General features: G+C 66.2%; 11 protein-coding genes. 8 read left to right on the forward strand and 3 right to left on the reverse strand.

Annotated features, from left to right (window positions below):
* Positions 1-16 precede the first annotated feature (16 nt).
* Positions 17-1,387 carry an alpha-glucosidase/alpha-galactosidase gene (locus WFK98_RS16020; RefSeq protein ID WP_336800929.1) on the forward strand — a complete coding sequence of 457 codons (1,371 nt, stop codon included), beginning with the start codon at positions 17-19 and terminating at the stop codon, positions 1,385-1,387.
* 109 nt (positions 1,388-1,496) lie between these two features.
* On the opposite strand, the gene WFK98_RS16025 is transcribed toward WFK98_RS16020, so the two are convergent.
* Both WFK98_RS16025 and WFK98_RS16030 read right to left on the reverse strand, forming a co-directional pair.
* Positions 1,497-3,041, reverse strand: coding sequence for a tryptophan halogenase family protein (locus WFK98_RS16025; RefSeq protein WP_336800930.1), 1,545 nt, complete (start codon positions 3,039-3,041; stop codon positions 1,497-1,499).
* A gap of 160 nt (positions 3,042-3,201) precedes the next feature.
* The gene (locus WFK98_RS16030) at positions 3,202-4,878 is read right to left on the reverse strand and encodes a hypothetical protein (RefSeq protein WP_336800931.1); all 1,677 of its coding nucleotides are present in this window, start codon (positions 4,876-4,878) and stop codon (positions 3,202-3,204) included.
* A 154-nt stretch (positions 4,879-5,032) separates the two neighbouring features.
* Here WFK98_RS16030 and WFK98_RS16035 point away from each other — a divergent pair, with 154 nt between their 5' ends.
* From WFK98_RS16035 to WFK98_RS16055, 5 genes are all read left to right on the forward strand, one after another.
* Positions 5,033-6,103: a Gfo/Idh/MocA family protein gene (locus WFK98_RS16035; RefSeq protein WP_336800932.1), complete on the forward strand. Its 1,071-nt coding sequence runs from the start codon at positions 5,033-5,035 to the stop codon at positions 6,101-6,103.
* A 547-nt stretch (positions 6,104-6,650) separates the two neighbouring features.
* Positions 6,651-7,961, forward strand: a complete 1,311-nt coding sequence (locus WFK98_RS16040; RefSeq protein ID WP_336800933.1) for an ABC transporter substrate-binding protein — start codon at positions 6,651-6,653, stop codon at positions 7,959-7,961.
* An 86-nt stretch (positions 7,962-8,047) separates the two neighbouring features.
* Entirely contained in the window at positions 8,048-8,977 is a 930-nt protein-coding gene (locus WFK98_RS16045; RefSeq protein WP_336800934.1) for a carbohydrate ABC transporter permease, read from the forward strand.
* Entirely contained in the window at positions 8,974-9,837 is an 864-nt protein-coding gene (locus WFK98_RS16050) for a carbohydrate ABC transporter permease (RefSeq protein ID WP_336800935.1), read from the forward strand. Before WFK98_RS16045 ends, WFK98_RS16050 begins: the two co-directional genes overlap by 4 nt.
* Positions 9,834-10,190 carry an L-rhamnose mutarotase gene (locus tag WFK98_RS16055; RefSeq protein WP_266338773.1) on the forward strand — a complete coding sequence of 119 codons (357 nt, stop codon included), beginning with the start codon at positions 9,834-9,836 and terminating at the stop codon, positions 10,188-10,190. The genes WFK98_RS16050 and WFK98_RS16055 overlap by 4 nt, the downstream gene beginning before the upstream one ends.
* 13 nt (positions 10,191-10,203) lie before the next feature.
* On the opposite strand, the gene WFK98_RS16060 is transcribed toward WFK98_RS16055, so the two are convergent.
* Positions 10,204-11,214 carry an IclR family transcriptional regulator gene (locus WFK98_RS16060; protein ID WP_266338774.1) on the reverse strand — a complete coding sequence of 337 codons (1,011 nt, stop codon included), beginning with the start codon at positions 11,212-11,214 and terminating at the stop codon, positions 10,204-10,206.
* A 197-nt stretch (positions 11,215-11,411) separates the two neighbouring features.
* Here WFK98_RS16060 and WFK98_RS16065 point away from each other — a divergent pair, with 197 nt between their 5' ends.
* Positions 11,412-12,434: a succinylglutamate desuccinylase/aspartoacylase family protein gene (locus WFK98_RS16065; RefSeq protein ID WP_266338775.1), complete on the forward strand. Its 1,023-nt coding sequence runs from the start codon at positions 11,412-11,414 to the stop codon at positions 12,432-12,434.
* Positions 12,431-13,369 carry a threonine ammonia-lyase gene (locus WFK98_RS16070; RefSeq protein WP_336800936.1) on the forward strand — a complete coding sequence of 313 codons (939 nt, stop codon included), beginning with the start codon at positions 12,431-12,433 and terminating at the stop codon, positions 13,367-13,369. Before WFK98_RS16065 ends, WFK98_RS16070 begins: the two co-directional genes overlap by 4 nt.
* Positions 13,370-13,511 lie beyond the last annotated feature (142 nt).

Genomic DNA, 13,511 nt, shown 5'->3' on the forward strand with positions numbered 1-13,511 from the left:
CCCCGGAGCTTCTTCCATGACTGCCAATCCCAGGATCACCTTCATCGGCGCCGGTTCGACCGTGTTCATGAAGAACATCGTCGGCGACGTGCTGCAGCGCCCGGCGCTGTCCGGCGCCACCATCGCGCTGATGGACATCAACCCGCAGCGCCTCGAAGAAAGCGCCGTCGTCGTCCGCAAGATCGCCTCCACCCTCGATGCCAAGGCGAAGGTCGAGACCTATACCGACCAGAGGAAGGCGCTCCAGGGCGCCGATTTCGTCGTCGTCGCCTTCCAGATCGGCGGCTACGATCCCTGCACGATCACCGATTTCGAAGTGCCGAAGCGCTTCGGCCTGCGCCAGACCATCGCCGACACGCTCGGCGTCGGCGGCATCATGCGCGGGCTTCGGACCGTTCCGCATCTCTGGAAGATCTGCGAGGACATGCTCGCCGTCTGCCCGAACGCGATCATGCTGCAATACGTCAACCCGATGGCGATCAACACCTGGGCGATCACGGCCAAGTATCCGACCATCCGCCAGGTCGGCCTCTGCCATTCGGTGCAGGGCACGGCGATGGAGCTGGCGCATGACCTCGACATTCCCTACGAGGAAATCCGCTACCGCGCCGCCGGCATCAACCACATGGCGTTCTACCTGAAGTTCGAGCATCGGCAGAAAGATGGCTCCTATCGCGACCTCTACCCGGACCTCGTCCGCGGCTACCGCGAAGGCCGCGCGCCGAAGCCCGGCTGGAACCCGCGCTGCCCCAACAAGGTGCGCTACGAGATGCTGACCCGCCTCGGCTATTTCGTCACCGAGAGCTCCGAGCATTTCGCCGAATACACGCCCTATTTCATCAAGGAAGGCCGCGAGGACCTGATCGAGAAGTTCGGCATTCCGCTCGACGAATATCCGAAGCGCTGCATCGAGCAGATCGCCCGCTGGAAGAATCAGGCGGAGGAATACCGCACGGCCGACCGGATCGAGGTTTCGCAGAGCAAGGAATACGCCTCCGAGATCATCAATTCGGTCTGGACCGGCGAACCCTCGGTCATCTACGGCAACGTCCGCAACAATGGCTGCATCACCTCGCTGCCGGCCGATTGCGCGGCGGAAGTGCCCTGCCTGGTCGACGCCTCGGGCGTGCAGCCGACCTATATCGGCGAACTGCCGCCGCAGCTGACCGCGCTGATGCGCACCAACATCAACGTGCAGGAACTGACTGTGAAGGCGCTCCTGACGGAGAACCGCGACCACATCTATCACGCCGCGATGATGGACCCGCACACCGCCGCCGAGCTCGATCTCGACCAGATCTGGCATCTCGTCGACGATCTGCTCGCAGCCCACGGCGAATGGCTGCCCGAATGGGCGCGCGGAGCCGCCAGGCAGCGCGTCGCCTGAACGATCAAGCCAAGGCGTGGCGTAGCCTGCCCCTCCCCCCGGCGCGCGGCACGCGGAAGCCCCGGCGATTTCATCGCCGGGGCTTTTTTCGTTTCAGGAGAGCGCGGGGTCAGCGGCCATGCTGGTTCACATGCTCGAGGAATTCGGCGTGACCGAGCGCCTTCGACGCCGCCTGGCGGTATTCCCTGACGAGGCTGTCGACGGTCTGGCGGGCGAAGGCGCGGAGCGCCGGCGACTTCGCCATTTCCGCCTGCGCCACGGCCGGATCAAGCAGGCCGAGCCCGTCGAGGACGGGATAGTGCAACTGCGTCTCGACATGCGGCAGGCCGTCGAGGAAATCGCCAAAATGCTCGCGGCGGGGCATTTCGCGCCTCCAGTGCGCCAGCCGCTCCTTGGTTTCGGGATGCAGTCGCTCGGCCTTGACGTTGCGCCAGAACGGCGTGTCGTCGCGCTCGGTGACGTAGTGGGTGTTGACGAAGGTGCGGAAATCATCGACCTGCCGGCCGACGCGGCGGTTGTAGTCGGCGCGGTCGGCGGTGGTCATCGCTTGGGGCAGCTTCAGATAGCGCTGCGTGAACAGCATCATCTGCACGATCGTGCCATGGATCGAGGTCGATTCCAGCGGCTCCAGAAAGCTCGACGACAGGCCGACGGCGAGGCAGTTGCCGATCCAGGCGTTTTCCAGCCGGCCGATCTGGAAGCGGATGTCGTCGCGCACCTCGATCTCGCGGCCGAGCGTCGCCTCGACCTCGCGCTTCGCCTCCTCCGGCGTCTTGAACTCGTCGGAATAGACATAACCGCAGCCGTAGCGCCCTTGGGTCGGGATCTGCCAGATCCAGCCGGCTTCCTGCGCCCAGGCATGGGTATAATTGTTGATCTCCTCGCCCGGCTGGATGTCGAGCCAGAACGGCAGCGCCCGGTTGACCGGCAACTCCTTCTGGTAAGAGATCCAGGGCGCGTTCAGCTCCTTGACGATCAGCCGCTTGCGGAAGCCGCTGGCGTCGATGAAGAAATCGCCTTCGAGCCGCTCGCCGGTATCGAGCTGGAGCGCGGTGATGTCGCCGCTCTCGCCATCGCGCTCGACGCCCTCGATCACCGCATCGACGATGGCGACGCCCTTCGACTTCGATTTCAGGAATTTGCCGACCCGCGCCTGGTCGAAGTGGAAGGCGTGATGGAACGGCCCGAGCGCGATCAGCGAGCCGTCCGCCTTTTTCGCATAGGGCGCCTTCTTCTGTTCGAGCAGCGGCCCGAACAGGTGCATGTCCTGCACCTTGCGGCCGGCGGCGACGCAATAGACGTTGAGATAGTCGGAGGGCGCGCCCGGCGGCGCGGCGACGACCTGATGCGGGTCGTCGATCGGGCCGTAGTAGGTGAAGCCCTTGCGGCGCCAGTCGGTGTGGCGGATGCCGAGCTTGAAAGTAGCGCCGGTCTCGCGGAAGAACTCGAATTCGTCGATGCCGAAATGCTGGAACAGCACGCGCATCGCCGCCGTGCTGCCCTCGCCGACGCCGACGGTCGGGATTTTGGAGGATTCGACCACCGAGACGCGGATGTCGAGTTTTTGGCGGCGGGCGCTGTCCTCGATGATGAAGGCGGTCAGCCAGCCGGCGGTGCCGCCGCCGACGATGACGAAATGTGCTGGTTCCGCCAAGCGGATGTCCTCCCCGGTGCAGGCGAAAGATCGTCGCGATCTCCGCCCTTTTTCACCAGTCTAGGACGCCGACTTTCCCCGCCTCCAGAGCGATTTTGGCTCATGGCGGGTAATCCTGTGCTCGGCCGGGCCGGCGGCCCGGCCGAGAAGCGATTGGGCGCTAGCGGCCCATGAAGACGCGGCGGGCGATCTGGTCTTCCAGGCTCAGCCAGCGGCGCGAAACCTCGTCGTCAGAATGGCGCGACGCCTCGCGGGCCTCGCCCTTCAGCGCCTTCAGCCGCTCGACCGGCAGCTCGATGTTCGCGTCCAGTTCCTCGGCGACCGCAACGAAGCGCTCGGCCGCAGCCTGGCCGCCGAGCAGCGGCGCCGCATCCTCGGCGATGAAGCGCTCCCATGAGAGATCCGGCTCGTAGCCGAAGCGGGCGAAGGCCAGATAGGAAAGCTCGACCGTCGCGTGATAGGGCGACGGCTCGCCCCAGACCGTCAGGCCCTGCATGCCGACATCGGCGCAGAACTTGTTCATGTCGGCGAAGACGCGGCCGTTGAAGGCATAGCGCTCGGTGCGGCGGTCGCCGTTCCACTGGCAGGCGAACTGGCAGCGCAGGACGTTCGGCTGCGTCGGCAGTTTTTCCACGTCGGCGCGCGTCAGTTCCTTCTGCAGCCGGCCCCAGAAGGTGCGGTTGGTGGTGTGCTGGTAGATCGCGCCCTTCGGCATGGTTCGCTGGGCGTCATGCGCGACCGGGTCGAACAGATTGTCCCACTGCAGCTCGCTGTAGATCCACGCGTCCGGCTTCTTCGCCTTCGCCGCGCGGTAGAGACGCGGAAAATTCTCGGCCATGTCGGTATGCGACCATGAATCGCCGTGATCGTCGACGCGGCGGGCGGCCTCCGCCTCGTTGTTGCGGCGGGCAACGCAGCGCGCGCAGCCGCAGACGCCGTAGTCGCCGCTCTCGATGTTGACGCCGCCGATCTCGAAGGTGTCGGCGAGCCAGGAGACCGCCTCCTCCATCCAGTCCATCGTCTCCGGCGCGCTCGGGCAGGCGCTCATGGTGTAGTCGGAGCGCGGGAAATTGAGCGGGAAGTCGAGGTCGGCGATCTGGAAGCCGACGCCCTTCTCCATCGTCGCGGCGTGCTGCGGGTTCTTCTTCAGCCAGGTGGCGAGATTATAGGGGTGGTCGCCCTCCCAGTAGACGCCGCCATAGGAGCCGATGGCGATGCCCGGCACGATGCGGACGCCGCGCTCGGTCGCATAGCGGCAGAGCTCCTGCGCCGCCTCGATGCCGCCATGCGAATTGCGCAGGAAGCCGTAGATCACGACCGAGGGAATGCGGTTGCGGCTGGCGAAATCGACAAGGCGCGTATAGTCGCCGAGGAAGCCGGCCGGCGGCTTGCCATAGGGGTTGAAGACGCCGATTTCCTGGTGGCCGACCTGCGACAGTTCCCAGTTGGTCGAATGATCCCAGGTCCAGAAGGTGCGATAGGCGAGGCCCGGCGCAACGCGGCGCTCGCCGGCCGGAACCAGCACGGCGCCACCCTCGACCTTGCCGCGAGAAATCAGTTCTTCGGCGCCATAGATGACACCGGAGAACGGACCACCGGTGATCGTGATCTCGGCGTTCGAGCCGTCCCTCGGCCGCACGGTGAGCGTGAAGGCGCCCTCGGCCTGCGACTTGTCCTCGACCAGGCGAATGACGGGCAGGCTGGAAGAAGCCGCGGTGGCCGGCACGAATTCGAGCATCGGAAACGCCGCGCTGAGCCGCCGTGCCGCATGCACGTGCCGTTCGCCGCCCTCCAGCCCGACCCGTCCCGCGATCCGAACCTCACCCGTACCAACCATCCCGTCATCCTCCTCTGGACTGTCGCGCGGCGACTTCCCGCGTTGTTGACAGGATTGCCCATCTCATATCAAATATCAACGCCGACTATCGTCAGTGATACAAATAGACAGTTTCAGGCTGCCGGATCGCTCTGGCGGCACTTCGGAGGGTGGCATGACGGCTGGCTTGAATCTCGAACAGACCTGGCCGATGCCGAGCCAGCCGCGGCCGATCACGATCATTGGCGCCGGCGACATCGTCAGCAGCGCCCACATGCCCGCCTATCGCAAGATCGGCCTGCCGGTCGCCGGCATTTTCGACCTCGACCAGGCCAAGGCGCGCGCGGTGGCCGCGCAGTTCGACATCCCGGTCGTCCATGAAAGCATGGCGTCGGCGATCGCCGCGCGGACAGAGGACACGGTGTTCGACCTCGCTTTGCCGCCGGTGGCGATCCTCGGCGCCGTCGAGCAATTGCCGGTCGGCAGCGTCGCGCTGATCCAGAAGCCGCTCGGCGCCAACCTCGCCGCCGCGCGCCAGATCCTCGCCGCGATCGATGCGCGCAAGATCACCGCCGCCACCAATTTCCAGCTCCGCTTCACGCCGTCGATGCTGGCGATCCGCGACGCGGTCCGGCGCGGCCTGCTCGGCGACATCGTCGAGCTGGAAGTGCGGCTCGCCGTCTACATGCCGTGGGAGATGTGGTCGTTCATCCCGCATCTCGACGCCGTCGAGATCCCGCTGCATTCGATCCACTATCTCGACTGGATCCGCTCGATCCTCGGCGAGCCGGACAGCGTCTATGCCAAGGCGGTACCGCATCCGCGCTATCCGGACCTGAAGGATGCGCGCTCCAGCATCATCCTCGACTACGGCCCGAAGGCGCGCTGCTGCCTGTCGCTCAACCACACCTACAATTACGGCCCCAAGCACATCGACGCGACCATCCGCGTCGAGGGCACCAAGGGCTGCGCCCATCTCGATCTCGGCTATCTGCACGACTATCTGAAGCCGGTGCCGGAGAAGCTGGAAGTGATCGTCGAGGGCGGCGAGTGGACCGGCATCCCGCTGGTCGGCGAGCGCGTGCCGGACGCTTTTGGCGCGGTGATGTCGAACCTGCAGCGCTATGCGGCCGGCGAGGACAGCGTGCTCGACACCGACGTGCACGACTCGATCCGCACCATGGCCCTGGTCGACGCCTGCCTCGCCTCCAGCCGCCTCGGCGGCATCGTCCCGCAGGCGGTGTAGCGGGCACCCCAGGTCATAGCGTCTTGCTTTCACCTCTCCCATGGGGAGAGGTCGACGGCCGCAGGCCGGCGGGTGAGGGGTTCAGGCCTCACCGGCGAAATCGCATCCCCTCACCCGGAGCTTCGCTCCGACCTCTCCCCATGGGAGAGGTGAGAGGCGTCGCCGGCGGATATTTCTTTATATTTTTAAATGCCTTACCCCGCCGCGCTCCGCGCGGCGGGCCGCTTTTTGCTGTCCGGTCGCCGCCACGACAGATTGATTTCTTATAAGAAATTACTATTTCAATAGAAAAACCGCTGTGCTAGCGTTGCCGCATGGCCGCGCAAAATCCCGCTTGAAGGGAAGCGGCCATGGCGGGGTGACAGGGATGCTGACCGCTTCAATCGCGCCTTCTTCCGGCTGCCTCGCGCAAGCGACGGCGGCGGCGGGAGCGCGCCGTTCGGCGACCCGACTGAAGGCCGGACCGGACCGGCGGCAAAGCCGCCGGCGGGAACCGGGCTCGATTCCAGAACAGCAGCGCGACCAAACCTGACGGAAGGGACACACCATGCATTCGACCTCTCTGGCGGCCGGCAAGAAAAGCCGATCCGTCCGCACCATGCTCGCCGGCCTCGCCTTCGCCTCGATGACGGCGCTCGCCGGCCCGGCCTTCGCCGCCGACGCCACGACGATCCGCGTGCTGAACTGGGAGCCGGGCGGCGCCGACTACTGGAAGGCGCTGGTCGCCGAATTCGAGAAGCAGAACCCGGACATCAAGGTCGAGCTCGAGACCGTGCCGTTCGACCGCTATCCGGAAGTCCAGGGCCCCTACATCACCACCAAGAGCGGCCCGGACGTGATGGAGAACAATGCCGGCCTCGAATTGTTCGACCGTCGCCGCGCCTATGCCGAGCTGCCGCCGGAAGTGCTGGAAGCCGGCAAGGACCTGATCACCTATAGCGGCGGCTGCCTGAACTTCGACACGACCAAGTCCTGCTACGGCCTGCCCTTCGGCTATCAGGGCAACGTCATGTACTACAACAAGAAGGTGCTGACCGAGGCGGGCCTCGACGCCGCCAACCCGCCCAGGACCTGGGACGAGATGGGCGCCGCCTGCGAGAAGGTGAAGGCGATCGGCAAGACCTGCATCGCCATCGGCCTCTCCGGCATCTTCCCGGCCTACTGGAACTTTCCGGAGATCGCGCGCAACTACCTGACCGAAGACGACATGCGCGCCATGCTCGCCGGCAAGATGCCCTGGACCGACCCGAAGATGGTCAACGTCCTGAAAGGCCTCGCCTCGATCACCGAGAAGGGCTGGACCAATTCCAGCGCCCCCTCGATCACCATGCTGCCCGACGGCGCCGATATCTTCCAGAGCGGCAACGCCGCCTTCGCCGGCACCATCATCTCCGACGCCGTCAACTGGGCCGCCTTCGGCAAGGTACTGGGCGACGAGAACCTCGGCGCCATGCGCTGGCCGACCATCGTCGCCGATGCGCCGCTCGCGAATAGCTTCTCGGGCATCGAGAGCTCGGTCTTCGGCGTCACCGACTGGAGCGACAAGAAGGACGCCGCCTTCAAGTTCGTGAAGTTCATCGCCGGCAAGGAGAACGCCGAACTGCTGACCAAGATCGCCGGCGGCATCTCGCTCAACAAGAACGTCGATCCCTCGGTGCTGCCGAAGTCGCAGGCGCTCAGCCAGATCCTCGAGATCATCAAGACGCCGACGCTGCATGCCGGCGTGCTGCTCTCGGGCCAGGAAGCGGATGCCCTCGCTCGCGGCTGGCAGGAGGTCGCCCTCGGCCGCCTGTCGATCGAGGACTGGACGGCGCGGATGCAGAAGGCGCTCGAGCAGAGCCCGAGCAAGCGCCAGTAACAGGGCGCTGACAGGCGGATAACAAAAAGGGGGTGGCGGACCCGGTTCCGCCTCCCCGTCTCCCCCAGCAACAGGCAGGAATTTCGATGGCTGAAGCGGCCAATCTGGCGACCGCGCCAAACCGGGCAGCGCAGCGGGTGCTCGTCCGCAAGGAGACATTGATCGCGCTCCTGTTCGTGCTACCGGGCCTGGCGCTGGCGATCCTGTTCAAGCTGGTGCCGCTTTTGCGCGGCATCTGGCTGAGCTTCCTGGAAACGCGCGGCTTCGAGGATCCGACCTTTGCCGGCCTCGCCAACTACCGCACCATGCTGGCCGACCCCTCGGTGCACGATTCCTTCCGCAACGCGCTGATCGCCTTCGCGACGCTGCCGGTCTGGATCGTGCTGCCGCTGGTGCTCGCCTTCCTCCTGTTCCAGAAGACGCCGGGCTGGAAGTTCTTCCGCGCCGCGTTCTTCCTGCCCTACATGATCGCGCCGATCGTCGTCGGCATCATGTTCCGCCAGATCCTGGCGCCGGACGGCCCGCTCAACGCGGTGCTGCGCGCCATCGGTCTCGCACCGCTCGCCATCGAATGGCTGAACGGCCCGACCAGCGCGCTGCTGGCGCTGACCGCCGTCGCGCTCTGGAGCTTCTTCGGCCTCGGCGTGCTGACCTATCTCTCCGGGCTCTCGACCGTCTCGGAGGAAGTCGTCGAGGCGGCGAAGCTCGATGGCGCCGGCTTCTGGCGGCTGCTGTTCTACATCATCATGCCGCTGCTCAAGTCGGTGATCGGCTACTGGGCGGTGCTGTGCACGTCCGGCATCCTGATCTGGATGTTCCCGCTGATCTATGCGCTGACCAAGGGCGGACCGGGAACGGCGACCGTGCTGCCGGAATTCCTCGTCTTCACCACGACGTTCCAGTTTCTCGATCGAGGCCTGGGCGCGGCCATCGGCATGGCGCTGTTCGTCTTCGTCGCCCTCGTCTCCGCCTTCGTGGTCCGCCGCATGTATGTCGAAGGAGCGCAGAAGAAGTGACCCATCAGGCCCCTTCCGACAAGATGACGGTATCCTCGATGCGTCTCGTGCTGACGCGCTGGCTGGTCACGGCCGTCCTCGTCGTGCTCGCCGTGGTGACGCTCTATCCGCTGCTCTTCACGGTGATCAACTCGCTGAAGACGCGCGCCGCCTATTCCTCGGATCCGCTCGGCCTGATCCCGGACATCACGCTCGAGAACTATCTCGAGACCTTCGAGCGCATGAAGGTCTGGCGGCTGCTGCTGAACAGCCTCGTCACCACGGTCGGCGGCCTGCTGCTATCGACCATCGCGGCGCTGTTCATCGCCTATGCCGTCACCAAGCTGAAGATCCGCGGCGGCAACTATCTGTTCCTGTTCATCATCGCCATGCTCGTCATTCCGAGCCAGGTGATCATCTACCCGCTCTACGAGACAATCCTCGATCTCGGCTTCGGCGGCACCTATCAGGGCCTGATCTTCGCCTATGCCGCCTTCGGCCTGCCGCTCGGCACCTACCTGCTGTCGGCCTATTTCCGCGCCATTCCCGACGAACTGATCGAGGCGGCCCGCCTCGACGGCGCCGGCGACATCCGCATCCTGTTCTCGATCCTGCTGCCGATCTCGACGCCGGCGATCGCCGCGCTCTCGATCCTCAACTTCGTCTGGATGTGGAACGATTTGCTGCTGCCGCTCGTCATCCTGGGCGGCTCCGACAAGAAGACGCTGATGGTCGGCGTCGCCCTGCTCTCCGGACAGTACGACGTCTCGATCCCGCTGATCAGCGCCGGCCTGATCGTCGCGCTGGCGCCGGTCATCCTCGTCTACATCCTTTTCCAGCGCCAGATCCTGTCCGGCGCCATCGCGGGAGCCGTCCGATGAAACGCGATCCGAAGCCGGGCGAGCCGGTGCTGTTTCTCTATCGCCTGAAGCCGGGCGCCGGGCCGGAATATGACCGCTGGCATGCCGCCGTCTGGCCGGAACTGCTGGCCGAGATCGAGGCGGCCGGCTTCGAGGATTACCAGATCTGGCGCCACGAGGAGATCGTCGTCTCGCGCCTGCGCGGCCGCGACGGCTACCGCGCCGCCGAGGCGATCATGCGGGCGAGCGCGATCCAGAAGCGCTGGACCGCGACGCTCTCGCATCTCTTCGAGAGCTACGAGACGGCCGATGGCGAGCCACTCTGGCTCGACGAGGTCTTCCGTCTGGCCGTGCGGCCCGATCGTGAAGCCTGACGGAGCCCGCGCCCTAGCCGCCGACCGGGCCGCCGGTATTGGCCAGCGGGAAGCGCGGCTCGGCCAGATGGCCGCCGAACAGGGTGGTGATGCTGGCGGCGGCCTCGTAGAGGATGCGGGAAGCATCTTCCATCGGCACCTTCTCGGTCGCCGAGGCCAGGAACGGCATGGTCAGCACCGCCGGCGCATGCCCCTCGGCGTCGAGGATCGGAAAGCTGATGTCGGTGATGCCCTTGAGCGCCTCGCCGACGATCATCTCGTAGCCGACCGAGCGCACCACCTCGACGCGCTTCTTGAGCCAGTCGACCTCGCTCTTCGGCGCGTTCTGGCCGATCGCCTCGAACAGCCATTCCTGCATCGACGGCGACTGGTAGGCGATCAGCAGGCGGCCGGACGCGGTGCGGATGGCCGGGTTCTGCGTGCCGACGCGCAGGCGGAAGCCGAGCGGCGCCGGGCTGTCGACCTGGGCGACGACGCGGATCGACAGGCCGTCGAGCACGGCCAGATGGAAAGCCTGGTAGGCCTCGATCGAGGCGCGGTTGATCACCGGCCGCGCCACGTCGATCAGCCGCCGCATCGGCGGATAGCGATAGGAGAGGTCGTGCAGCTTGGTGGAGAGCACCAGGCTTTCCTCGCCCGGCGGCCGCTGGATGTAGCCGCGCCGCTCCAGCGCGACGACGACGCGATAGACCTCCTGCAGCGACCGGCCGAGCTGCTGTGCGATCTGGCTCGGCGTCACGCCCTCGGAAAGGCTGGCGAGCAGTTCGAGCACGTCGAGCCCCTTCTCCAGCGCCGGCGCGCTGTAAGCCGGCTTTTCCTGCTTGCCGGCCGTCGCCTTGGCAGCGCGCCCGGTCGCCGGCTTGGCCGATTTGACGGCAGCGACCGCCTTGCCGGCATCGGCGGCCTTGGACGATTTCGACGGCTTCGCGAGCCTGGCCGGCTCGGCATTCTCAATACTGGCCGAGACGGCCTTCTTGGCGTTGTCGGCACCCTTCCCGCCGGATGGCCGCTTGGCACTGGTCATGGCGTTTCTCCTTTGGTCAAGGTCATCGCCGGGCGCGCGCCGGCGCGCAAGATGGCAATGCGTCCAGCATGCCCACGCATTGTATCACATATCAACTCTTGATATCATCAGTGATAGAATCTACGGTCGCTTCATCATCCTCCGTCCCGACCGCGCATCCCTAGAGATCCCTTGGTCGTCCCCGCACAGAGCAGAAAATGGGCCTGAAAGCGAAACAACTGGCACAATGCACCGTCGACTTCGACAAGGACGGCAAGCAGAGCGGCTATTTCAATCTGCCTCTCTCCGTCCATGACGACGCCTGGGGCGTGATCCGCATTCCGATCGCCGTCATCAAGAATGGCAGCGGCCCCACCGTCATCCTGGAGGGCGGCAATCACGGCGACGAGTATGAGGGCCCGATCGCCCTCGGCGAGTTGATCCGCGACCTCGACCCCGGCAAGGTCGCCGGCCGGCTGATCTTCATCCCGGCGATCAACCTGCCGGCCGTGCTGCAGGCGCGCCGCACCTCGCCGATCGACGACCTCAACATGAACCGGACCTTCCCGGGCGACGCCAACGGCACCTCGACCCAGCAGATCTCGGCCTTCGTCAACGACGCGCTGTTTCCGCTGGGCGACGCCTTCCTCGATCTCCATTCCGGCGGCTCGTCGCTCGACCTGATGCCGAGCGCGGTGATCGAGCCGGTCGCCGATCCCGTCCAGCACGCGAAGAACGTCGCCGCCGTCACCGCCTTCGACGCGCCGCTCGTCGTCGTCATCGACAATCGCGGCGACCATCGCACCGCCACCGCCTCGGCCGCCCGCGCCGGGCTGACCGTGGTCGGCACCGAGATGGCCGGCGGCGGCACAGTCTCGCTCGACGCCCTCGACATCTGCCGCCGCGGCGTCCGCAACGTGCTGTCGCATCTCGGCGTCCTGCCGCCGGAGATGGCGACGCCGCCGCGCCACGAGCAGCGCCTGTTCGAACTGCCGGGATCGGACGCCTTCGTGCTCGCCGACGATGACGGCGTGTTCGAACCTTTCCACAGGAACGGCACCATGGTTTCGCGTGGCCAGCCGGCCGGCCGCATCCATTTCCTGTCGCACCCCGACCGCAAACCGGCGGAACTCGCTTACGCCGCCGACGGCATCCTCTATGGTCGTCGCCAGCCCGGCCGGGTTCGTCCCGGCAATTGCTGCCTCGTCGTCGCCTCGCCCTATGGGGGTTCGCTGAAATGATCCAACTCGCCGATATCCAGGCCGCCGCCGGCCGGATCGCGCCCTATATCCGCCGCACGCCCAACATCCGCGCCGAGGCCCTGGCCGAGCCGGTCACCGCGGCCGACCTGTCGCTGAAGCTCGAATGCCTGCAGCCGACCGGCTCGTTCAAGGCGCGCGGCGCCAGCAACAAGCTGCTGACCACGCCGAAGGAAGAGCTGGCCGGCGGCGTCGTCACCGCGTCAGGTGGCAATCACGGCCTCGCCACCGCCCGCGCGGCAAAACTCGCCGGCGTGCCGGCGACGATCTTCGTGCCGAAGAGCATCACGCCGGCCAAGGTCGACAAGCTGAAGCGCTGGGGCGCCACCGTCGAGATCATCGGCGACATCTGGAACGAGACCAACCTGCACGCCCTCGCCTTCGCCAAGGAAAACGGCGCCGCCTATTTCCACCCCTTCGCCGATCGCCACGTCATCGCCGGCCAGGGCACGACGGCGCTGGAACTGCTGGAAGAGATCCCCGACGTCGACACCGTGCTGGTGGCGATCGGCGGCGGCGGCCTGATCTCCGGCATGGGCGTCGCCATCAAGGCGCTGAAGCCGTCGGTCAAGATCATCGGCATCGAGCCGGAGGGCTCGCCGACGCTGAAGGCGTCGCTCGACGCCGGCCGCGTCGTCCGCCTGCCGGCGGTGACCAGCCGCGTCGCCACCATGTCCTGCGCCGAGACCGACCCGGCCGTGTTCGAGCTGGTGCGCGACCATGTCGACGACATCGTGCTCGTCTCCGACGAGGCGATGCTGGAGGCGAGCCGCTGGCTCTGGTTCGAGATGGGCATCGCCGCCGACCTCTCCGGCGCCGCCGCGATCGCGGCGCTGCGCGAGAAGGTGCTGACCTTCCCGGCCGGTCACAAGGTCGGCGCGCTGGTCTGCGGCGCCGGTCCCGACGCTCTGGTCTGATCGAGCGCGGACAAAGGGCCATCGCCGCGTGCGATGGCCGCCTTCGGCGCGGGATTAATTTCGTGTCGAAGAATATAGCCGATCCGGTACCATGCCTTTCGAGGAACAGGGACCGGACGGCTCAGGCGTGGCAACAACGCCG

The organism is Kaistia sp. MMO-174 (assembly GCF_037147815.1).
Taxonomy (GTDB): domain Bacteria; phylum Pseudomonadota; class Alphaproteobacteria; order Rhizobiales; family Kaistiaceae; genus Kaistia; species Kaistia nematophila.